General features: G+C 44.5%; 20 protein-coding genes and 1 tRNA gene. 9 read left to right on the top strand and 12 right to left on the bottom strand.

The window, feature by feature from the left end:
- Positions 1-62: 62 nt before the first annotated feature.
- Together QUA97_RS11050 and QUA97_RS11045 are read right to left on the bottom strand one after the other, a co-directional pair.
- Positions 63-1,499 carry a hybrid sensor histidine kinase/response regulator gene (locus QUA97_RS11050; RefSeq protein ID WP_333194619.1) on the bottom strand — a complete coding sequence of 479 codons (1,437 nt, stop codon included), beginning with the start codon at positions 1,497-1,499 and terminating at the stop codon, positions 63-65.
- Positions 1,492-4,356: a hybrid sensor histidine kinase/response regulator gene (locus tag QUA97_RS11045; RefSeq protein WP_333194618.1), complete on the bottom strand. Its 2,865-nt coding sequence runs from the start codon at positions 4,354-4,356 to the stop codon at positions 1,492-1,494. Before QUA97_RS11045 ends, QUA97_RS11050 begins: the two co-directional genes overlap by 8 nt.
- 354 nt (positions 4,357-4,710) lie before the next feature.
- Between QUA97_RS11045 and QUA97_RS11040 the strand changes: the two genes are divergently transcribed.
- Positions 4,711-4,783 (top strand) — tRNA-Arg (locus QUA97_RS11040).
- A gap of 66 nt (positions 4,784-4,849) precedes the next feature.
- Here the strand turns inward: QUA97_RS11040 and QUA97_RS11035 are convergent.
- The 3 genes from QUA97_RS11035 to QUA97_RS11025 all read right to left on the bottom strand — a co-directional run bounded on the left by QUA97_RS11035 (position 4,850) and on the right by QUA97_RS11025 (position 8,590).
- Positions 4,850-5,134 (bottom strand): flagellar alpha dynein, encoded by a 285-nt coding sequence (locus QUA97_RS11035; protein WP_333194617.1) that lies wholly within the window; start codon positions 5,132-5,134, stop codon positions 4,850-4,852.
- Between the two features lie 32 nt (positions 5,135-5,166).
- Entirely contained in the window at positions 5,167-5,466 is a 300-nt protein-coding gene (locus QUA97_RS11030; protein ID WP_333194616.1) for a hypothetical protein, read from the bottom strand.
- A gap of 232 nt (positions 5,467-5,698) precedes the next feature.
- Positions 5,699-8,590 carry a DUF3987 domain-containing protein gene (locus tag QUA97_RS11025; protein ID WP_333194615.1) on the bottom strand — a complete coding sequence of 964 codons (2,892 nt, stop codon included), beginning with the start codon at positions 8,588-8,590 and terminating at the stop codon, positions 5,699-5,701.
- A 104-nt stretch (positions 8,591-8,694) separates the two neighbouring features.
- Between QUA97_RS11025 and QUA97_RS11020 the strand changes: the two genes are divergently transcribed.
- A complete protein-coding gene (locus QUA97_RS11020) occupies positions 8,695-9,123 on the top strand; it encodes a hypothetical protein (RefSeq protein WP_333194614.1) in 429 nt (142 codons plus the stop codon).
- A gap of 320 nt (positions 9,124-9,443) precedes the next feature.
- Here the strand turns inward: QUA97_RS11020 and QUA97_RS11015 are convergent, their stop codons facing one another.
- The 5 genes from QUA97_RS11015 to QUA97_RS10995 form a co-directional block, all read right to left on the bottom strand.
- The gene (locus QUA97_RS11015; protein ID WP_333194613.1) at positions 9,444-9,710 is read right to left on the bottom strand and encodes a hypothetical protein; all 267 of its coding nucleotides are present in this window, start codon (positions 9,708-9,710) and stop codon (positions 9,444-9,446) included.
- Complete coding sequence (locus tag QUA97_RS11010; protein WP_333194612.1) at positions 9,703-10,047, bottom strand: hypothetical protein; 345 nt, start codon at positions 10,045-10,047, stop codon at positions 9,703-9,705. Before QUA97_RS11010 ends, QUA97_RS11015 begins: the two co-directional genes overlap by 8 nt.
- A 161-nt stretch (positions 10,048-10,208) precedes the next feature.
- Positions 10,209-11,642 carry a hypothetical protein gene (locus QUA97_RS11005; RefSeq protein WP_333194611.1) on the bottom strand — a complete coding sequence of 478 codons (1,434 nt, stop codon included), beginning with the start codon at positions 11,640-11,642 and terminating at the stop codon, positions 10,209-10,211.
- Between the two features lie 268 nt (positions 11,643-11,910).
- Positions 11,911-12,153 carry a translation initiation factor gene (locus QUA97_RS11000; protein WP_194066430.1) on the bottom strand — a complete coding sequence of 81 codons (243 nt, stop codon included), beginning with the start codon at positions 12,151-12,153 and terminating at the stop codon, positions 11,911-11,913.
- Positions 12,154-12,254: 101 nt separating this feature from the next.
- Complete coding sequence (locus tag QUA97_RS10995; protein WP_333194610.1) at positions 12,255-12,758, bottom strand: hypothetical protein; 504 nt, start codon at positions 12,756-12,758, stop codon at positions 12,255-12,257.
- A 512-nt stretch (positions 12,759-13,270) separates the two neighbouring features.
- Between QUA97_RS10995 and QUA97_RS10990 the strand changes: the two genes are divergently transcribed.
- A complete protein-coding gene (locus QUA97_RS10990) occupies positions 13,271-13,789 on the top strand; it encodes a pentapeptide repeat-containing protein (protein WP_333194609.1) in 519 nt (172 codons plus the stop codon).
- A 298-nt stretch (positions 13,790-14,087) separates the two neighbouring features.
- Here the strand turns inward: QUA97_RS10990 and QUA97_RS10985 are convergent, their stop codons facing one another.
- On the bottom strand, positions 14,088-14,210 hold the full coding sequence (locus QUA97_RS10985; RefSeq protein ID WP_096830678.1) for a hypothetical protein: 123 nt from the start codon (positions 14,208-14,210) through the stop codon (positions 14,088-14,090).
- Positions 14,211-14,231: 21 nt separating this feature from the next.
- Here QUA97_RS10985 and QUA97_RS10980 point away from each other — a divergent pair, with 21 nt between their 5' ends.
- Both QUA97_RS10980 and QUA97_RS10975 read left to right on the top strand, forming a co-directional pair.
- Positions 14,232-14,843, top strand: coding sequence for a DNA-3-methyladenine glycosylase (locus QUA97_RS10980; protein WP_442922506.1), 612 nt, complete (start codon positions 14,232-14,234; stop codon positions 14,841-14,843).
- A gap of 49 nt (positions 14,844-14,892) precedes the next feature.
- Positions 14,893-15,192: a hypothetical protein gene (locus tag QUA97_RS10975; RefSeq protein ID WP_194066427.1), complete on the top strand. Its 300-nt coding sequence runs from the start codon at positions 14,893-14,895 to the stop codon at positions 15,190-15,192.
- Between the two features lie 193 nt (positions 15,193-15,385).
- On the opposite strand, the gene QUA97_RS10970 is transcribed toward QUA97_RS10975, so the two are convergent.
- Positions 15,386-16,882 (bottom strand): glycosyl hydrolase family 57, encoded by a 1,497-nt coding sequence (locus QUA97_RS10970; RefSeq protein ID WP_333194607.1) that lies wholly within the window; start codon positions 16,880-16,882, stop codon positions 15,386-15,388.
- Positions 16,883-17,144: 262 nt separating this feature from the next.
- Between QUA97_RS10970 and QUA97_RS10965 the strand changes: the two genes are divergently transcribed.
- The 4 genes from QUA97_RS10965 (at position 17,145) to QUA97_RS10950 (ending at position 20,033) form a co-directional block, all read left to right on the top strand.
- Complete coding sequence (locus QUA97_RS10965) at positions 17,145-17,327, top strand: hypothetical protein (RefSeq protein WP_194066421.1); 183 nt, start codon at positions 17,145-17,147, stop codon at positions 17,325-17,327.
- Complete coding sequence (locus tag QUA97_RS10960; protein WP_333194606.1) at positions 17,324-17,623, top strand: hypothetical protein; 300 nt, start codon at positions 17,324-17,326, stop codon at positions 17,621-17,623. Before QUA97_RS10965 ends, QUA97_RS10960 begins: the two co-directional genes overlap by 4 nt.
- A 274-nt stretch (positions 17,624-17,897) precedes the next feature.
- Entirely contained in the window at positions 17,898-19,373 is a 1,476-nt protein-coding gene (gene glgA, locus QUA97_RS10955; RefSeq protein WP_194066419.1) for a glycogen synthase GlgA, read from the top strand.
- Positions 19,374-19,661: 288 nt separating this feature from the next.
- Positions 19,662-20,033, top strand: a complete 372-nt coding sequence (locus QUA97_RS10950) for a DUF4342 domain-containing protein (RefSeq protein ID WP_194066418.1) — start codon at positions 19,662-19,664, stop codon at positions 20,031-20,033.
- The last annotated feature ends 167 nt before the right edge of the window (positions 20,034-20,200 follow it).

Raw genomic sequence — 20,200 nt, 5'->3', positions numbered from 1 at the left:
AAGTCGAATAATCTAAAATCTCACCTTTTTGATAAATCCTATAGATATCTGGGGAGTGTCAACTACTCCATTAAATTTATCGGTACAGACACTATAAATTCTGTTTGCCCTGGCACAGACTTTACATCAATTTTACCCTGATGTTTTTTAATTATTTTATCAACGATATCCAATCCTAACCCGCTGCCTTCTCCAGCAGGTTTAGTAGTAAAAAAAGGCTCAAAAATTCTCGGTAAAATCTCCGGTGTAATCCCCTTTCCACTGTCCGTGATTTTTACTACAACGTTGGTATCTTGCTGCTGGATCTCAATTGTTAAAGTTCCTTGATTGTCCATCGCTTGTAAGGCATTGTGAATTAAATTTGTCCAAACTTGATTGAGCTCGTCGGAATAACAAAATACCATAGGCAATTCAGCTTGATAGTTTCTGACTGTCTCCACACCCTGCTTGAGTTGGTTTTGATAAAGAGTCAATACAGTTTCAATTCCATCCGTAATATTCACCTGTATTTTTTCGCCATTGACATCGTAACGCGCATAATGTTTCAGGGCAAAAACGACTTTAGCAGCGCGTTCTGTAGCGGTAGCTATGGTTTTGGCGCTTCTGTGAATGCTAGCAAAATCGTAGGCGGTTTTGATGATATTTTCGCTTTTAGGATCTTTCAGCAATGGCAAGAATTTGTCCAAGTTTCCGTGCAATCCAATATTTACTAAAATGTTAGCAAGACTGTCAGCATTATCAATTTGTTCGGAGTCTAGTTGCTGCTTTACGCCTCTTTTTAATTCCCGTTTTTCTCGCGTAGATAAAGAGTAATTTTGTTGGCGGGCACTGTACATCAAACTTAAAAAATCGTGCTGGCGTTCGGCTGACAGTTCTTTAAAAAAAACTGGTAAACTTTCGAGATTGTTATCCAAAAAGTTGGTAATATTGCCAATAGACGATCGAATTGCGCCCAGTGGTGTATTGATTTCGTGAGCAATACCGGCAATCAGTTGCCCTAATGCGGCCATTTTTTCTGATTGAACTAATTGATGCTGAGTTGCTTGCAGTTCGTCTAAAGTGACTGTCAGTTGATCGTTTTTCTCTTGGAGTTTTTTTTGCAAGTGGCACATTGCTAAATGGGTTTCTACCCTGACTAGAACCTCTTCCATTTGAAAGGGCTTGGTAATATAGTCTACCCCTCCAACAGCAAAGGCTTTTACTTTATCTAGTACGTCATTAATCGCGCTAATAAAAATCACCGGAATGTCGCGAGTGCGTTCGTCTGCTTTGATTTTTTCGCAAACTTCATACCCGTTCATTTCGGGCATCATAATATCCAACAAAATCAAATCGGGAGGCATACCTTTTGCAGCAGAAAGCGCTAATTCACCGTTAGGTACGGGGCGGACTTTATAGCCCTTACCGTTCAAAATTCCAGCTAGCAGCCGCAAATTAGCTGGGGTGTCGTCAACTACTAAAATATTACCGCGATCGGTGCTAGGAATGTTGTTATTCATGTGATTCTGCTTGAGAGATTAACTTTAAAACTTTGTCGTACTCGAAATTTTCTATACAATGGGCGATCGCACTAGCGGTTACTGTATCCTTTTCTCGAATTTGCTCGATGGATATTTCAATTAAATCCATATCTACATTCAGTATGGCGAGCTTTAAATCCGCTACCAGCGACTCAGGCAATTTTACGAAATCAGCCTCAATCATTTCGCGATCGCGCTCTGGGATTGCCGATAAATTAGCTTGACCCGGATCTTCATAAATATAGCGCACTCCGATATGTTTGTGCATAGCATCAAAAATATCGGCTTCCCGGAAAGGTTTCCGCATAAAAGCATCGCAGCCAGCCGACAAAATAACTGCCCGTTCTTCCTCCAAAACGCTCGCTGTCAGCGCAATAACAGCAGTAGCTTGACCTTTAATCGTGCCTTTAATGTGTTTTGTTGCTTCGTAACCGTCCATCACTGGCATTCTCATATCCATCCAAATTAAATGGGGTTCCCAAGAGTCCCAAAGCTCAATAGCTTCTTCACCGTTAGTAGCTTCTTTTAGTTGAAAATTTAGAGGATGAAGAAGTTTGATTAACAGTTGGCGGTTGAGCGGTTTATCGTCTACAATTAAAATTCGATAAGGGTGTTGATTGGGTGCGAGTGCAATCACATGGCGGGTAGGCTTTTGACTTTCAATATCAGTCGCATCGACCGCAATCACTTGAATATCAAACTTAAAATTAGTTCCCTCCCCTACAGCCGAACTGACGCTCATTTCACCGCCCATTAATTCCACAAATTTGCGGCTGATTGGTAATCCCAAACCTGTACCTTCTTGCGAATCTTTGCCTGATTGGGTTTGCACGAAAGCTTCAAAAAGATTGTCTAATTCATTGGTCTCAATACCTAGGCCAGTATCTTTGACTTCAAAATGAAGAAATAAGGAAGAGGTAGAACCTAAACCGTTATCTGTGGTTGCATAAATCGGGTTTTCTGAATATTTATTTTGGTTGGTTTCATAACTATTAGGTGCGAAAATTTCGTTATTTTCTGAGGATAATGAAATATCAATGCTTTCGCCTTCTCTCTTGTTATTTGTGTCGGATGATTGCTTGCTAACTCTGACCGCAACGCCGCCTTCATTTGTGAATTTTAGAGCGTTGTTGAGCAGATTGATTAAGATTTGCCGCAATTTCAACTCGTCAGTTTCTACATATTGCGGCACGTCGGGACTGCGCTCGAAAACTAGCTGTAAGTGCTTGTCATCTGCTTTAAGCTGAAACATATCTTCCAAGTCGTTTAGCAGTTGATAGAGGTCAAATTTTTTGGGATTGAGGGTGGTGCGCCCCGATTCAATTTTAGATAAATCGAGTACGTTATTAATCAGGGTGAGGAGGTGTTCTCCGCTGCTACTAATTATGCTAATATTTTCTTGATGTTCTGGGGATAGATTTTGGCTGCGAGTCATCAGTTGGGAAAAGCCGAGAATTGCATTGAGTGGCGATCGCAATTCGTGACTCATGTTAGCCAGAAAGGTGCTTTTAGCTTGATTTGCTACTTCGGCTTTGTCCTTAGCTACAGCCAATTCAGCAGTCCGCTCTCGCACTCGCTGTTCTAAAGTTTCAAAAGATTGTTGCAGTTGTTGAGCCATGCTGTTAAAGGACTGGGCTAATTCCCCCAATTCGTCGGATCGTTGACTTTCTACTGTTTTATCCCATTCACCTTTAGCAATATTTTTGGCTGCTGTATTTAAGCGCAAAATAGGATTTGTTACCCAGCGAGAAGTTTGAATACCAATGGATACAGCTACTACTAAAGCTGCGAAACAAAGCAAAATCGTCAGACGGGTATTGGCATCGATTTCTTCGGTAAAATCTGCTTCGGGAACTACTACTACAATCAGCCAGTCTAAGCCTTTGCCGTCTTGGAATGGCAGGACTTTTAAAAATTGTCGCTTGCCATTTATTTCAAATTTTAATAATTCCGTTTTTTTAATATTTAATTGTTTAAATTGTGTAGTTAAATATTTGGCTGTAGCTTGAGTAAGAGGGTTACTACTTTCTTTTACTTTAAATATCTTTTTTTCCTTACCGCTAGTGCGAAATGGTTTTTCTGTGGTAGAAGTTGCTAACAAATTACCTTGGCGATCGATAATAAAGGCTTGTCCCGATTTTCCAATTTTTAGACTGTTGAGAAATCTGCCTATATAGTCGATACGCAAAGCAGCAATCAATACTCCTTCTAGCTGATTTTTTTCGCTGTATACAGCTTGGACAGCGCTGATAATTAATGTCGGCTCTAGGAAGGAAACGTAAACCGGACTCCATGTCGGCTTGCCTTCTTTTACGGCAACTTTGTAGGAAGAATGTTGTCTACTGTCAATATTCTTAATAACTGTTACTATGGTAGTGCGATCGCCCGTATCATTAGTATTGTAAGAATAAAAATTTCCTCCAGTAGATTTCTCGATCGCATTCATCGTTCGGGAGCCGTTAGAAAGTTGTTCTCCGGATCGATAATCTCCCTTTTCGTTGCCAACGGCAGTAAAATTGATATAGGGATATAGTTTTACTTGCCGCCAAAGATATTTCTCCCATTTTGACAAATCATCCATTCTTAAAAACCCGATCTTCACTGTATCGAGCTTGCTTTGATTGATTTGATGGGGAGTTCTCAGGTAAACTTGCAGGTTTTGCTCGACACGCAAACTCACCTCGCTCATTAACTGAGTGGCTAGGTTGTTAACTGCTTTTTGTCCGTTTTTAAAAGACAAATATCCTACGAGTCCCACTGCTCCGACGATTTGCAGTACAAATGGAACTATCAGAACTGTTCGCAGCGGTAATTTGTCTAAAATTTTAGAAATCATCAGATTTAGAGGTTTGGTGAACTTAGCCTAGAAGCGTCCTTGCAGAGTTTGTCTTGACAGCAGCGCCATCCCCGATGAGCTAGAGGGAATTCATGGGGGCTATATTAGGTGTGGTAGATGTTTAACGGCGATCGAATGCGAACCTAATCTTTGCTATATGAGAGTATATTATTTTACCTATTGTCGTAATTATTGACGATATAGGCAAAATTTGCAGTCTCTGGCTTCGATAACTGGCTGATGCGCCCTCTGTGGGCGAGTTCCCTAGGGAGTGAGGGGTTTGGAGACTGGCGATCGAATTTGGTTGATCCACTAGCCATTTTCGGCAAGACGTGTTATGATGGCAAAAGTCGAGGGCACGTAGCTCAGTGGATAGAGCATCAGGTTCCGGTCCTGAGGGTCGGGGGTTCAAATCCCTCCGTGCTCATTTTATATGTCTTTTTCAGAGCAAGGGTTTCAGGTTCATTGTATTGCCGATCGTCCTACTTTCCGCTCAAATTTCGCTCCTGTCGGTTTCAAGTATCTCCAAAACCACTTCCATATCTGCCAAGTTTGCCCCGGACTTTTTGCGTCTGGCTTTCAACTGGTTGAGCAAGTCTGCCGGCTCTGGAAAATCCGCGTCGGTCGGAGCTGAGTTTTGATTTGCTTCCCGATCGGCGCGTTCTTTCTTGAGTTCTTGCCTCAGCATCTGAACTTCTAAGACCAAATCGCCGTTGCGCTCGTGTAACTGATTGAGTTCTGCATCCCATTCTGCAAGTTGCTTGTTGGCCGCTTTCAATTCCTGCCTGAGTGATTCATCGTTGCCATCACTCAGGCACTCAATTTTCCCAAGCGTTCTTCAATCCCTGCAAACTTAGCTGCTAGTAGTGTATCTAGTTTACCGTCTAGCAATATGTCTAGCACGGGTTCTATATCTCGAATTGCGGGCATTGGTTCGGGTAGAAGTTCAGATTTTGTGATCGGAGTTGCAGAAGAATTGGCTGCTGTTTCTAAAGTCCGCACCACCCAAGCATTAACGCTCAAGCCCTGCGCTGCTGCTACCTCTTTAATCGTTTCCAGTAAATCGCGCCGTCCGTCTAATCTCAAATTAAGCTGCACTCTGTCCGTCATGTCTAATGCTTCTAATTACCACTAGACACATACTAGCTCTATGTCTAGTTGCTGTCTAGTGTTTTTAGAAATTAGTTTCAACTTGTCTAGCGTTTGTCTAGCGCATAATTGGCACAATTTTAAAAAACTGGCACACCGAACCGACCCCAAAATCTAAGCCAATTGGCACAAGGCGATCGGCGGGGATTTTGGGAGAGCAAGTAGAATCTCAAAATCCCAGAATTGAGGGATTCTAGAGCTTCATCAGGTTGGAGCCTTCACATTCTGTCTGCCGAATATTCCTCACAGGCTTGTCGAATCTGACAATGTAAGTCTCACCAGCGCGACCGTGCCAGACATCCGAAATCTCACCGCGAACACCTTGGAACATACCGCCCACATCTTTAATTACAACTCGATCGCCTTTCTCAAAGGTTCTGAGATTTTTGGTAGTGGTTGCTGTAGAAACCTCTATTTCTGTAGTACAGCTCATCATTAAGGATTTTGAGTTTTTGGAAGAAGGTGTTTTTGTATCCACAGTATCCACACTTAGCTCTAAAGTCTTATCTGGTAAAGGTTTAAAGGTGTGGATAGGGTTATCCACAGTGTATCCACACTTATCCACACTTTTGTCGTTAAATGTGGATAAGTGTGGATAAGGTAATTTGTTACTGTAGATAACCTGAGCGCTTACTATGTCTTGGTTAGAGTCTAGTGTGGATACTGTGGAGTGTGGAGTGAGGGTAAAGGTGATTTTTTGCCCTTTAGATGTAACTTCGCCATACTTCAAAACAACTAATTCTCGAAACCAATCGCGTATTTGCTGCCCTGTGGGACGATGTTTTGAATCAAAAGATAGGCTGATATCTCGAGCTGATACCATCCCACCCTTGCGTTCTGCTAGCGAAATAATTTTTGCCAAACTAGGAGCCAGCGCTGTTGAGTCGCAAATTTCTAGATTTAAACTCAAAGCTTGGTCTGTGGTGTATTTCACGAATTTGATAGCAGCTCGGATAGTTTCAGCAGAAATAGCTGAAGAAATCTCGACACTCTGAAACGCACCATGAATGCAGTGCAGTATAGTTGCCAGCTTGCCGACTTTCTCAGGAGCTTTGCCAAACATCGAGCGCATTCCTTGCTTAGAACTTGCTATCCGATCGCGTTCGCACTGATTGTAATAAGCGATAAAAAGTTTTCTAGCAGCCTTGTCTAGCTCAAATTTTTGGGGAGGCAATGTGTCTAGCCTTCCATACAGCGAAGTTAGCATTGGAGTTAGGTCAACGCTTGGCGCATCCTCAAAAAGTTCTGTTGCGGCTAGTGGCTGTTGAACAAAATCAAAGCGGGCAAATTTGCCGTTGTCATCATTGCCTTCTCCCAAGAACGTTGCCAAAACTTTTGGCTGAATATTTCCAAATATTGAAAGACCGACATTCCTTGCATTCACGGCTAAGCCCGCAGCACGTAAAACGGCAGAACCGCCACCGCTCCAATATTCAAGTAAATTTTCTTCATCAGAACCCTTACCCCCTCGGTACTGGTTAGCGGATTTGAAAGCACCCGCAAGCTCGTCAGCTACCCAAAGTAAAGATTGTTGTGGCAACCTGCCTACTTGTGCAGCAATGCCTTCTCCTGTTGCTGTTGTAAAATGGTAAATTTTCTGAGCTGGTGGCTTAGGCATCGGGCCTTTATCGGGTTCCTTGTCAGCCTTCCAGTGATTTAAATCTTCTTCGTAAGCAAGCCTAGCTTTCTCAAACTCTTGGTCACTAACAACTTTTAATGCTTCCATCGGGTCAATGATGACTGCACGAATAACCGGAGTTTTCTTTTGAGAGCTTTCTGAAACCAGGGCACCGAAATAATTCGGGCATACCCTGAAGTTAGTTTGAGGGTAAAGCATTGTGGTTGTGCTGGCTTTCAGTAGAGTTGATACCTGTGTAAACAAAGCCAGCGTATAGCCTTCAGGCTTTAAATTCAAAGTTGTAGCTAGTCTTACAATTGCCTCTGCCAAAGGTTGTGGCAAAATTTCAAACAAATTGACATTAGTAGCTTTTGAGGCGAGTAAGCGGGCAACTTCGGCCGCTGTATCTTCTTGATCAGATTCTTGCTCTAATTCCTGTTCGCGAGTGCGGTAAATTTTCCAAATCTCAGCAGAAGTAAATCGGTAAGTCTGAGCTAGCTCTGAAATCTTGATTTGAATCTGCGACTTCCTTAAGTCCAACTCAAGCAATTCATCAATTTTGGTTGCCAGGTCGGAAAAATTGGGGGCTTCAAATTTTGGATGAGTAACGATTTTTTGCGTCTGCCGGAGAGTGTCAAAAGTTTTCTTGTCTCCGATCGCCGCTTTGATATCGTCCGCAGTTATTTTGTGGTGTTCAACCCAGTCGGCAATGTCTAGCCCCTTGCTTTCGGGTAAGTTTTCCCAAGCTTTAGATTCAGGGAAAGGGTAAAGCCACAACGCGCCGGGGAATTCTTGATGCAATAGCTCAGCGTGTTTGATGCCTGGTTTATCGCGGTCAGGGCAGATTACGACGTTAGCGCCCTCTAAATCACTTGTGTCAGTGTTTCGCCACTTGCCGGAACCGCCAATATTGCAGGTAGCGGCCAAGCCTAAATCCCAAAGTACATCGGCGCAAGATTCCCCTTCAACTATGAAAATCAGTTCATTATTTGCGATCGCTTTCTGGACATCGGTATAACGATAAATGGGGATATTTTCACGCGCCACCCCCTTAGTTCCAGCTACCCAGCCTATCTGTCGAGAAGCCTTACATTTACCCCAGCTTTCTTGAGCCCAGTCAGTTTTGCCTTCACCATTATCAAATCGAACAACCCGAACCAGTGGCAAGCCGTCGCGGGTGAAATACTCCCAGTAGCGAGTCTTGCGAGGGCGAATACTTTTTTTCTGTTGGATGGGGGCATAGTAAATTTTGCCATCCTTATCAGCTTTCGATGTTGCTTCCCAACCAGTAGCGGGTGGCTGGTCGCGATTACATACTGAAAGTTCGCCGATAAAGTAGCACCAGTCGGGCTTACCACAGTGCGGGCATTGATTTTCTTTGGTTGCGCGGGTAAGATTTCCGCGATTGCTTGTAACTTGACCGCCGATCGAAGTAGAATCGTTGTACACGAAATTTAGCTCGCTCACAGCGAGTTGAATGTGGATGAATCCTCAAAACTGCTGCACCCTAGGTTCCAATTAGAAGGCAGCGGTTTTTTGGCGTTTACTTTTTTGAAAAATTTAAAGCTTAAATGGAACCAGCTTGTATCGCCATGCAAAATCAAGCATCAAAGGAATGCGTTTTGCTTGCGATAAAAAGCCAGTCACCTCGTGCAAATGAGAGTCCAGCTTACCTCTGGTGGGTCGTATGCACTCACGGCGCTTATCACCGGGCCGTCTGTTTACCGGGTTTTAACCCGCCCTTCCTAGCAACCTACTTTGGGAGATTCCCGAACCCATTCGTCGCCATCGACCGCGACAGATTCGCCTACTCTTTCTCTTGTCAAAGCATTTCTTGGGCTGCCTACCGGATGCACCTCAATTGCTCAAGGCTAGAGTCCCACCAATTTAAATCCTACATCTTGCCGGAAAGTTGCGGCTATTTTTCCGAAGTTCCGGCGGAATCTGTGCAACTTCGGCAGAGCTTGCTAGCGGAACATCGGAAAAATCCCGCTAGATAAACCCAGGAGCTTAAAGAAGGAATCAAGTAATCAGAAAACATATCAAAATAGATGATAAATCGTTTGTTATCTATTTTTTGCCATTTTTCAACTAACATTATCTATTAAGCTTTTTTTCTACTTGTTAAAGAGTGTACCGGGTATTACTCAGGTCCGGTTGCCTGCGGCGCCTTAAATTCTAGAGGCACGGCCGGGGGGGCGGGCCATAAACCAGCTCCCCCCCCGGCCCGCGTTTTCACTTTTCCTCTTCCTCCTGTTGACTAACAGTTCGCGGGCGATATTGCCAGCAGTTAAAGCACAAGCAATCGCAGCCGTTAAGCTTAGCCCCCTGCAAGGTTTTGTGAATGTCTAGCTTTTTGTCTAGTGCTGCTAGTGGTGTCTACAAAAGTGTCTACACTGTCTAGCATTATGTCTAGCACTGTGTCTAGCGACTCGCTATCAACTAGGTAAAGTTCTAGCAGCGCTTCCCAAGTAGCAGTCTTGGAAAGCTTCCCGAACTGCTTAGCGTCTTCGTTGGTGAAACCACAGGCAAAAGCCAGAGCCTTGAGTTGGTCAATCCGCCGACAACTAGCAGCAGGTTTAGTCATTCCCGCCCCCAGCACTAGCGGCCAAAATGAATTTGATTGATTGCAAAGCTTCCTCTAATCCATCTGCAAGCTCCTCACTCGCGTCGGGCCAAGTGTCCGTCCATGCGCCCAGTAGATTAAGGGCTTTACCGTTTTCGGGGTTGTCCAGACTGGCAAGGTAGTTCTTTGTGGCAAACACAAAAATATCGTTGTCGCACAAATACTTAAAATTGGCGCTGCACCCATTCAGCAAGGCAAAAATGTGCTCAAGGGTTGCGCGGTCAATAGTAACTGTCTCTTTCGCCTTAAACGTAAAGAGTTGCGATCGTCCGCAAAGACAATCGTCTGAAAATGTCATAATTATTCGGCTCCAAACGTTCCAACACAACGATTTGGGGAAGTCGTGACTTGATTAGCATTGGAAGTGCTAGTCAGTCGCGCATCAATCTTCCTTAGTTACTCACGATTGCAGACTTACAATCCCTTGTCAACGCAGGAACTGTAAAGTTTTGTTTCAAATTATTCGGCAAGCAACTCCATCACTTCGTGGGGTGTAATGCCGTAAATAGCGGCTAGCAATTTGACATTTTTCGCATCACTACCTAACTGCTTAAGTGCCCCAATCGCACTACCCAAAGGAATAGCTTCCTTCGTAGACTGAGTTAATAAATCAATTGTTGTCTCAGTGTTAGCGCGACGCTTGTAAACAGTTTCATTCATCTGTGGTGAATGCCCCAAACTTTTAGCTCTTGTTTCCTGAGACATCCCAGCCATTTGACCGCTGAGATTAGCAAGATGGCGTAAAGCGTGGGTTTGAGTAAAACCTTTATTCCATCTTCTTAAAATATTTTGAGCGCGGTCACTATATAGTCCCGCAATTGTTTTCGGATTACTTGATAGCGTGCCAATCTCAGGCAATTTACCTGACTTAATTTCTAAGCACTCTATCAAGTCAAGATGAGTAGGGGGAAGCATCGGCACACACAGTCGGTAGCCAGTTTTGGTCGTCGTGTCGAGTAATGTCTTGTCACCAACAACAGCAATCATCTTTATGTTGCTTGGCTCACTCAGTGCCGGGATAATAACGCCATCCTTTGTTTTAAAAGGTTTGTCGATGTTCTGAATAGCAAACACTTCGTGAACCCGAAAGCCATACACCATCTGCATCGAGAACACCCACAGCCACCGTTTGCGTGATTCCAGATGGTAGCGCTTGTCATCTGAGACACTGAGAACCTGAATGCGAAGCTTTAGAAAATCATCGACTGATAAAGTTTGAAGGTCTTCCCGGAATTCTGTTTGCGTACCGTCAATTTCTTTAAGTCTACACAACAACTCAGTATCGCCAATAGTCTCAGCTAGTTTCTTCATGGCACACAAACAGTTCTTAAAGCATTTAGTTCCTTGCTTCTTAATGTGAATGACAGACAAAATATCTACTGAGTTTACGATTGCCTCCCTTGGTAACAGTTTAAAATATTGTCCGTAAACACATCCCCAGGAGCTTTGATGGCTAGCATTACCCCTGTCACGTTGTTGACGGCGTTTAGTACGTCCTTCCCAGTATTCTTTCTCTACTTTTGCTATCGCCTCACCAAACGTTATCAAATCATTCTTGATGACATGTTTGTCCAAAATAACATCATCATACCAGGCTAAAAATCGACTCTCGCTAGAGAAGGATTGTAAAGCGCTAGCAACTAGATGAGCTTTCCTCAAAGCATCAGTGATACCTTGCATCGTCAGGTAGCACCCACAAGTTTTGTTGACCCGCTTGTTACCTAACTTGAATTGCAGCGTTATGTAACCACCGCTGGCTTTCCTGTCTCTTTTTAGTCCTACGCCCTTGGGGCATTCTTTCTGTGCTTGTTGGAAGTAGTCTAGAATCCGCTCGTAGCCAACAAGGTAGTCTGCGGTGGTATTCGCTGTGACTGGATTAGATTTTTCGCTCATCTTTCGCTCCCTACTCTGATAGTGCTGAGTTTGACTGATGCACTAAGCCTACAGCACGTCGCTCAGTGTTCGCTCAAATCAAAAACAGGACTTTCAGAGTGGGTGCAAAAAATGGCTAGAACGACGGAAATTCGTAATTCAAGAGCGAGGCTTTGATTCAAATCCCACCTTCTCCGTTTTTGAGAACTAGCAAAAGAACAGCCAAAAAAAACACCCCCGCAGGAGTGCTGTTGCTTACCAGGTAAAATTTCTAGCCAACTAATTCAACTCAAACAACTTCCTCATCGGCCGGGTCGCCGTAGGGGTCTTCGCTGGCCGGACGCACGTTGCCGAACTGTCCGGCATCCGCTACGTTGTCGGCCGGGTCGCCGTAGGGGTCTTCGCTGGCCGGACGCACGTTGCCGAACTGTCCGGGATTTGCGCGATCGTCATAATTGGCATCAGGATCGACTTGCTCGCTGTCTGGCCCGACGATCGCATCTTTTAACTTGCGGAAAAATCCGTCTACCATGATAAAATTCCTCTGTTTTATGGGTTGAAAAACTGGTGTTTTAGATTTGGAATACCAGATTTAATTAAAAATCGCGGCAGTGACCATCTCAAATGATGAGGCTACTGTGCCGGAACAGGACTTGTAGCTTCCGGCAAGCTTCTGAGGTCTCGGCCGCTAGTTTGGTTGTTGTACCCCTGGAATTCGCGGTAACGCGCCGCCTCGGACTCAGGAACTGTAATTCCTTCAGGCGGGGGCGTTACCCAGTGAGCGCGATTCTGGGCATCGCGGTAGTAAACGCGACCGTTTTTAGAAAGGTAATACTTTCCCTGCGGCCCCTGTTCTTGCTTGTTTTGGTGCTGGCGGTAGAGGTAATAAAGAGCTGCTGCTCCTACTAAAGTAATCCCTACTTTTTGAGCATTGTTCAAGCCTTTTTTTGCTTGTGGCAAAGGAGTCTGGGCGCGATTAGTTTGCACTCCTCCAGCACGAGTGTCGTCAACGGTCGGCGGGGGGGTGGAACTTTGCTGGCTAGAACCGCAAGCATTCAAAAGCGGAAATGTCAGTAGCGTTGTCAGCAGCAGAGCCATGAAGCGCGATCTTCTGGGTTCGGGTTTGATTGTGTTCATTGCCGCTCCGAATTATCGGGATTACAGATAGGGTGTGTTTTGGCTAGGTTGGGAAACCTGAGCTGCTGCCAACGGTTTTTTAAGTAAATTCATCGATCGCAGCAATTTTGCCAAAATTAGTTGCCGAGAACTTCCAACAGCGCAGGTAAAGTATTTCCTTTCTGTTTAATCATCTTCACATCTGTCTAAGATCGGCTCACTCCAGGGATATAAATAAAGTTTCTTTGATTTCAGTCCGCAGGTATATGCAAATGCACGCCCTCTGCTCAAAAAAAAATCCGTTTGCGGCCACAAAGCGATCCAAGTGAAGCCGACGGAGGCGAGCCGGAAACCCAAAGCAGCACTGGCGAAGGAAAAGAAGCGGGATTTATCACTCCCGCAGTGTTTAATTGCACCTCCGAGCTTGTCTGATATCGAGGCAATTTTTTCGTAGAAATTCTGGAGATGCCGATCGCACTCTTGTATTAATAATTAACCGCGATAGAAAGCCGCCGCAGCTTTTATGAGTTTTTATGAAAACCAAAAATATAGTTACCGTTGGATTGTCGATCGCAGTTTTATTAGCTGCGACCAAATACATACCTGATTTTAAGCAACAAAACCTAGTCAAGCAATTGCTCGAAACCAAACAGTGTCCCGAATGCAATCTCAGCAATGTCAACTTGAAAGCAATGGACTTGCAAGGATTTAACTTGCAGGGAGCCAACCTAGAAGGTGCTAACTTATCAGGAGCAAAATTGGCGAATGCCAACCTCAAAAATGCTAACTTGAATAAAGCCAACCTCACCGGAGCAGATTTAGGCTGTAGCGGCATAAGTTTCAATCTTGATACTAATGGTCAAGCAGCAAATATGGATTTTAAGATCAGTGCTGTTCCCGAAAAGAATAACCCAGAAAATGCCACAGTTGGTTTGAACATGAAATCAACAGACCGAGGAGCTACAATTCGTTTAAATCTGCCGGGATGCGCCGATTTCGAGAATACTAAATTGCAGGGCACTAAAATGCCCGATGGGAACATTCACCCTTAATCAAAGCAAACATAGCAATCAGCCCCACAATCATTTGTGAAATACTTGTCAATCTTTGAGTTCTCTGTTTTCTCAATCTCTGTGTCCTCTGCGGCCTCTGTGGTTCATCAAAAAAAAACCGCCATCTCAATAACAAACATCAGCCCCACAATCATTTGTGAAATTTTTGTCAATCTTTGAGCTCTGTGTTTTCTCATCAATCTCTGTGTCCTCTGCGGCCTCTGTGGTTCATCAAAAAAAACCGCCATCTCAATAACAGACAGCGGTTTTTTTTTAAACAACTAACAGTCGCCTAAAATTAGTGAGCAGAACCGTTACCGTGATACTTGTCGCTATCGTAGAATCCGTTTTTTGTACCGAAGAACAAACAGCAAACGGTGAAAACTGCTGTCAAGACTGCTAAAACTAACTTAACGTCCATAATTGAGTGTCTCCTGATTTAGTGAGCGAAAATACTCAGATTGTAGAAGATTTTTGGCTGGCGCGCCCGTCTACGGGCGTAGCGCCAGATTTGCTGGGCTGTGCTTTGGTGCGACAATTTCCTGATGGCGAAGAAATTCGAGGAATTATTGTCGAAACCGAAGCTTACGCCCCGGGAGATCCTGCTTGTCACGCTTACCGCCAGCGCACTCCTCGCAATCAGGCGATGTTCGGGCCTGCGGGTATCTGCTACGTTTACTTAATCTACGGGATGTATCACTGTTTTAACGTGGTGACGGATGTAGAGGGGGTTGCTAGCGGTGTGTTGATTCGAGCTTTGCAGCTAGATGTGCTTCCCAAGGGGTTCGCTGGAATTCCCGAAAAAAAGCGATCGCGCCTCGCCGCCGGGCCTGGGAAACTGTGTAAGGTGCTGGAGATCGATCGAACTTTCAGCGGTTCTCCCTTAGATGCAGGCCACGCGCTGCGGTTGGAACACCGGAGCGAGCAATTTCAGCAAGCCGTGGAGGAGGGTACAATAAATTTTGTGCAAACTACGCGGATCGGGATTTCTCAAGGAATTGATTTACCTTGGCGATGGTATGTAGGGAACTCTACGGCTGTGTCAAAACTCTAGTAATGTCAAAGGTATCAGTGTAAATTTTGTCGCTTATCTTAGTGAAATTATGGCTTACTCTTCTGAAAACCCGATCGTACAACTCAAAAAATGCCTAAGCCTGGTTCAGGATGTCAACACTCACACCGAAGCAAACCGAGCCTTCGAGCAATTGTGCGCGATTATCGATGCTGAAAACCCTATGGCGGCGCAACTTTTGGAGATTTTGTGGGAAGAAGCTATCATGGCGAGGCGATCGGCCTTATTTTGGCAGCAAATGAGCGATGTAGAGAAAGATATGGCTAATCGAATGATGGAAAACATGACGCAAATGCGGCAGAATTATTTGCGGTTGATGCAGGAAATGTAGGAAATAATTTCTCAATCCCGGTTTCTAGTGAGGACTTTAGTCCTTTCTTTGAAATGTAGGAAATAATTTCTCAATTGCGGTTCCTAGTGAGGACTTTAGTCCTTTCTTTGAAATAAAAATGTAGGGTGCATCAGACCTAATATTTGAAACTACTCAAATAGTTTGTATCTGACGCACCCTACAATAAATTTTCCTACTTCATTAAAGCAGCGCCACGGTTGTAAAGTTCCCGCGCGTAATCAGTCCAAGTTCCCTGTCCCCAATAGCGGAAACAGCTTGTTTGTAGCAGCAAGTTGTAAAGCAAAGCTTGTTGATATTCAGACTGCTTGGTAACGGAGGCATCTTGCTGTACCAGCGAGTCGTACTTTTGGTGAAATGCTGCGCTGAGTTGATTCATCGGTTCCAAGACGTTTTCGTAGCCTTTCACCCAACTTAAATCGTTAGTCCAAGAGGCACCATCCATATGAAAATTATGGTCGGTTTGCTTGAGTTGGGCGATCGCACTTTCGACCTTTTCCGGCGTCGCACTGTCGGGATTGACTAACTGCCAGATTTTGTGCTGGTTGACTCCCTGACAAATCGGATAATCATCAGGATTAACACCCGCCGCCTCAATTATCTCCAAATATTCAGTCCCATTTAAACCGACAACACCCGATTTTCCGCCGCCATCTTCGCGGTTTTCGTGCCAAGCTTTCATAAAAGCACTGGGAAATTCATTCATCATCACGCCGCCATTTTCGCCATCAGCAATCTGAGTGACTAAAGAAGGAACTGTGACATTGCCAATTTGCTGTTTTTGGCGGACTTTAGCTTCGTAATACGGCTGCATTTGACCGACCAACTTTGTATCGGAACCTTGGGTTTTAATCAAAGCCGTAATGCTGATGGTTTCGCCGCGAGAATTCCGGGCTTGCAAACGGTTGGGAATGTATTTTTGGTCTTGAGACAATCCCGAACCGTCGAGATTTTCTACAGAATGTTCCTGCACCATCAGCCAGCGGTAGCCGCATTCTTTCAAAGCTTTGATGTATTCGTAAAGCGTATCTGGGTGATTGGGAAAGTGCATTTCTGGGGGCGAAAAACCTTTGACGCGCTTGAGGGCATCAATGCCAAAAATGGATGCAAAATGATGTTGCCATGCTTGTATTTGGAGTTTAATGTCGGGAATGGGAGTTGAGGGAATGACGGCGTGACTCCACATTGTCCCCAGCCATTCTACGTAAGGTTGGTATTGAGGATCGCAGGTAATCCGCTTGAGATTGTTGAGGACATCATCGCGTCCCATTTGGCGCAATCCCCACAATAAATTGCCGGAATAATCGAGCATAATTCGCGGGTTGCAGCCTTCGGCAATTAGTTGGGGAATGAATTCGCCCATGCGGGAATAACACCAAGCAAAGACTCCGGCGTTGTGATTGTCTCCTTGGTTAGGATTTTCAAACATATTCTGCAAATTGCAGATTAGTTCGCCGTTTGCACCGGCTGGAATTGTGGGTTGGTGCATATGCAGGGCGCAGGCAAATCCGGCTTGAATATTTTCGAGGCGCAGATTTGTGGTAGGTAGAAAGACTGGTTCGTGGCTGTGGGCTGCGGCGCTAATTTCTGCTTCAAAACCGCAAATATTGGGTAATCCTGAGTTGATTTCGTTTAAAATTGGTAGGTTGGGAGATTGTGCGATCGCAGGCATAAGACTTTCCTCAGTAATTGTGGAGCTGTACTGTCTGCTATTGCTAAAATAGCTGTAAAATTTAATTTTAGCAGAATATGCATACCCAAAATAAGTTTATTAATTACCGATATGCTCTATTGGGTGCAAGAGCCTGAAAGAGTCTTATTCGTTGCAGTGGGGTTAAATAGTTACAGGGAGTTTTTTATCAGAGCGTTTATTTGAAGAAATTTAGGTAAGATCAGGAGGAAGAAACATCGCACAAAAATTTGCAGGCATGAAAGTGTCTGAGATTCTTAAAGGTAAAAAAGGTAGTATAAAACAAGCGCAATTTCCGGCAAATTCGCCAAGTTGGGAAGAGTTGAGCGAAATGATATGGGAGGAAATTAAAAGGGGTGTTGAAGATAATATTCTAGGTTTTAGTATGGTTCGCAAGTTGTTGAGCGATCGGAGATTTGATCGATGAAAAGTAATGAATTTGACCGAATACTTTTGTTTTTGCAAAGGCTGGGAAAACAGGCGATCGATTACAGTTTAGCCCATCACCGGGATGAAGCTGTGATGGTAATTGTGGCTGTACCTGGGGAACGGTGGGAAATTGAAATTTTGAGCGATGGTTCGGTGGAGGTAGAGAAGTTTTTCAGTAATGGAGAGATTGCTGGAGAAGAAGCTTTGAGTGAGTTATTCGATCGCTATTCGGAACGAGAGGAGACAAAGGGCGATTTGGCTCAAAAGATTGAGTTAACAAATGCGAGAAAATGAGTTATGTTTTGCGGAATTTGCGATCGAGCTACTGCATTTTTTACTGGCTAAACCGATGATTTGTGCTTGGAAGGAGAGCTTGCAGCTTAGCCTTGATGGTATCCTGCCGCGTTAGGTTATTGCCAGCGATCGACCGAATCGGCCTCAACTTTCGCAGCGCGGCGCGTATTTTCCCTGTATTCCCAATGGCCGACTTGCTTAGGAGCCGAGAAATCATATACTTTGTCAAGTTAAGAAAATATTTTTGGATTCAATCTAGGAGTAAGCAAAAAAAATGTACATCGTACAAATTGCCTCAGAGTGCGCCCCCGTTATCAAAGCTGGGGGTTTGGGCGACGTAGTTTACGGTTTGAGTCGAGAATTGCAGAATTCCGGCCACTGCGTCGAGATTATTCTGCCCAAGTACGACTGCATGAGGTACGACCACATTTGGGGGCTGCACGAGGCCTATCGGGATTTGGCCGTGCCCTGGTACGACGGCGAAATCCTTTGCGATGTCTACTGCGGCTGGGTGCACGGGGTGTTGTGTTTTTTCATTGAACCTCGATCGCAAGATAACTTTTTTAACCGCGGCTGTTATTACGGTTGCAATGATGACAATATGCGGTTTGCATTTTTCAGCAAAGCTGCTTTGGAATTTTTGCTCAGAAGCAACAAGCGCCCGGATGTGATTCACTGTCACGATTGGCAAACTGGTTTGGTTCCAGTCATGCTGTTTGAAGTTTACAAATACAATTGGATGGAAAATCAGCGAGTCTGCTATACCATTCACAATTTCAAACATCAAGGTATGGGCGGTAGCGAGGTTTTGCGGGCAACGGGTTTGAATCGAGATGATTATTATTTTCAGTACGATCGCCTCAGAGATAATTTTAACCCCTTTGCCATTAACTTTATGAAAGGGGGCATTGTCTACTCAAACTTTGTCACCACGGTGTCGCCGCACCACGCTTGGGAAGCTCACCTCGGCGAGTTCGGCTACGGTTTGGGCCACACTTTGCATACATATCAAGATAAGTTTCGCGGGGTGCTCAACGGCATTGATTATGATGTATGGAATCCTGAGAGCGATCGCTATATTCCGCATCACTATACTGAAAAGGATCTGGCAGGAAAAGCCAAAACTAAAAAGGCTTTGCGCGATCGGCTTTTATTGCGCGATGCTGACAAGCCTATGATTACCTTTATCGGTCGTTTGGACGATCAAAAAGGCGTTCACCTCGTCCACCACGCAATTTATTATTCTCTGAGTAAAGGCGCGCAATTCGTGCTTTTGGGTTCGGCGACGGAAGCAGGAATTAACGCACATTTTCAGCACGAAAAATGGTTTTTAAATGACAATCCAGACTGCCATTTGGAACTTGGTTTTAATGAGGAACTGTCGCACTTAATTTACGCGGGTGCGGATATGATCGTGGTGCCGAGCAATTACGAACCCTGCGGGCTGACTCAGATGATCGGGTTGAGGTACGGTACTGTTCCTGTGGTGCGAGGTGTGGGCGGTTTGGTGAATACGGTGTTCGATCGCGATTACGGCACCAGCCATCTCCCCGAAGAGCGCAACGGTTACGTGTTTTACCAAAGCGACTATTACGCTTTAGAGTCGGCGCTCGATCGGGCGATCGGATTGTGGTATGACTATCGTGATGAATTTGAAAAACTCGTAATTCAAGGTATGAATTGCGATAATTCGTGGAAATATCCAGCTAAAGACTATGTGGAAATTTACGAGCTAATTCGACACAAATGAATTAGTCAGTAGTCAGTAGTCAGTAGTCAGTAGTCATTAGTCATTAGTCATTAGTCATTAGTCATTAGTCATTAGTCAACAGTCAACAGGTAGGGGCGGTGGATGGTGCGTGCCCGCCCTCAAGCGTCAACTGTCAACAGTCAACTGAGATAATGTTTTGAGTAAAAATGCGGGGGTGGAAAGTACGAATGTTGATTGTAGGGTTTTCTTGCCTGTCGCACTCAAGTGCGATCGTACAAGATAGAAGTATAGAAATTAAACGGCTGGTGTTCGCCCGCCCTACAAAAAATGAATTCACAACTAGAACAACAAGTAACTATTCTGCAAGACGAAACAGTAGCGGCAGGCAATACAGCAAACCCAACGGTTGAAACACCTTTATTCGCCTCAGAATTTGCAACCGAAGAAAAAGTCAGAGTAGAAGAGTTTAAGATTAGCGCCGACAGTTTAATTGGTAAAGTCAAAGAACTAATTCAGCAAGGAAAACTGCGCCGCCTCGTCATCAAAAACTCGCAAGGACGGACTTTGGCAGACATTCCGCTGATGGCGGGATTGGTAGGTGGCGTTGCAGGCTCAGTAGTCTTTCCAATTGCTGCTGCACTTGGCGCAGTTGGGGCGGTTGTGGCTCATTTGACTGTAACTGTCGAGCGAAAAGAGTAGTCATTTGTCCGCAGTCATTAGTCCTTAAATCATCTAATTTGTAATTGCGCGACGAGAGAGCAATCCCAGAGTTGGGGATTGCTCTTTCGTCGCGTAATGGCATTACTCTCGTTACTACGATCTGCGAAAGTAAAGTAACGCATATCTTGAGGCTCTGCTTCGCTGTT

The organism is Microcoleus sp. CZ3-B2 (assembly GCF_036705055.1).
GTDB lineage: Bacteria > Cyanobacteriota > Cyanobacteriia > Cyanobacteriales > Microcoleaceae > Microcoleus.
Note: the sequence above shows the minus strand (reverse complement) of the source record. Positions and strands in the feature narration are given on the sequence as shown.

Excerpts from the sequence above, each read along its gene's own strand:
- QUA97_RS10950 (WP_194066418.1), top strand. The coding sequence starts at position 19,662 with ATGAATTCACAACTAGAACAACAAGTAACTATTCTGCAAGACGAAACA.
- QUA97_RS10970 (WP_333194607.1), bottom strand. The coding sequence starts at position 16,882 with ATGCCTGCGATCGCACAATCTCCCAACCTACCAATTTTAAACGAAATC.
- QUA97_RS11045 (WP_333194618.1), bottom strand. The coding sequence starts at position 4,356 with ATGATTTCTAAAATTTTAGACAAATTACCGCTGCGAACAGTTCTGATA.
- QUA97_RS10960 (WP_333194606.1), top strand. The coding sequence starts at position 17,324 with ATGAAAAGTAATGAATTTGACCGAATACTTTTGTTTTTGCAAAGGCTG.
- QUA97_RS11000 (WP_194066430.1), bottom strand. The coding sequence starts at position 12,153 with ATGGTAGACGGATTTTTCCGCAAGTTAAAAGATGCGATCGTCGGGCCA.
- QUA97_RS10985 (WP_096830678.1), bottom strand. The coding sequence starts at position 14,210 with ATGGACGTTAAGTTAGTTTTAGCAGTCTTGACAGCAGTTTTCACCGTT.
- QUA97_RS11015 (WP_333194613.1), bottom strand. The coding sequence starts at position 9,710 with ATGACTAAACCTGCTGCTAGTTGTCGGCGGATTGACCAACTCAAGGCT.
- QUA97_RS11005 (WP_333194611.1), bottom strand. The coding sequence starts at position 11,642 with ATGAGCGAAAAATCTAATCCAGTCACAGCGAATACCACCGCAGACTAC.
- QUA97_RS11010 (WP_333194612.1), bottom strand. The coding sequence starts at position 10,047 with ATGACATTTTCAGACGATTGTCTTTGCGGACGATCGCAACTCTTTACG.
- QUA97_RS10990 (WP_333194609.1), top strand. The coding sequence starts at position 13,271 with ATGAAAACCAAAAATATAGTTACCGTTGGATTGTCGATCGCAGTTTTA.
- glgA (WP_194066419.1), top strand. The coding sequence starts at position 17,898 with ATGTACATCGTACAAATTGCCTCAGAGTGCGCCCCCGTTATCAAAGCT.
- QUA97_RS11020 (WP_333194614.1), top strand. The coding sequence starts at position 8,695 with ATGGAACCAGCTTGTATCGCCATGCAAAATCAAGCATCAAAGGAATGC.
- QUA97_RS10975 (WP_194066427.1), top strand. The coding sequence starts at position 14,893 with ATGGCTTACTCTTCTGAAAACCCGATCGTACAACTCAAAAAATGCCTA.
- QUA97_RS11030 (WP_333194616.1), bottom strand. The coding sequence starts at position 5,466 with ATGACGGACAGAGTGCAGCTTAATTTGAGATTAGACGGACGGCGCGAT.
- QUA97_RS10995 (WP_333194610.1), bottom strand. The coding sequence starts at position 12,758 with ATGAACACAATCAAACCCGAACCCAGAAGATCGCGCTTCATGGCTCTG.
- QUA97_RS11050 (WP_333194619.1), bottom strand. The coding sequence starts at position 1,499 with ATGAATAACAACATTCCTAGCACCGATCGCGGTAATATTTTAGTAGTT.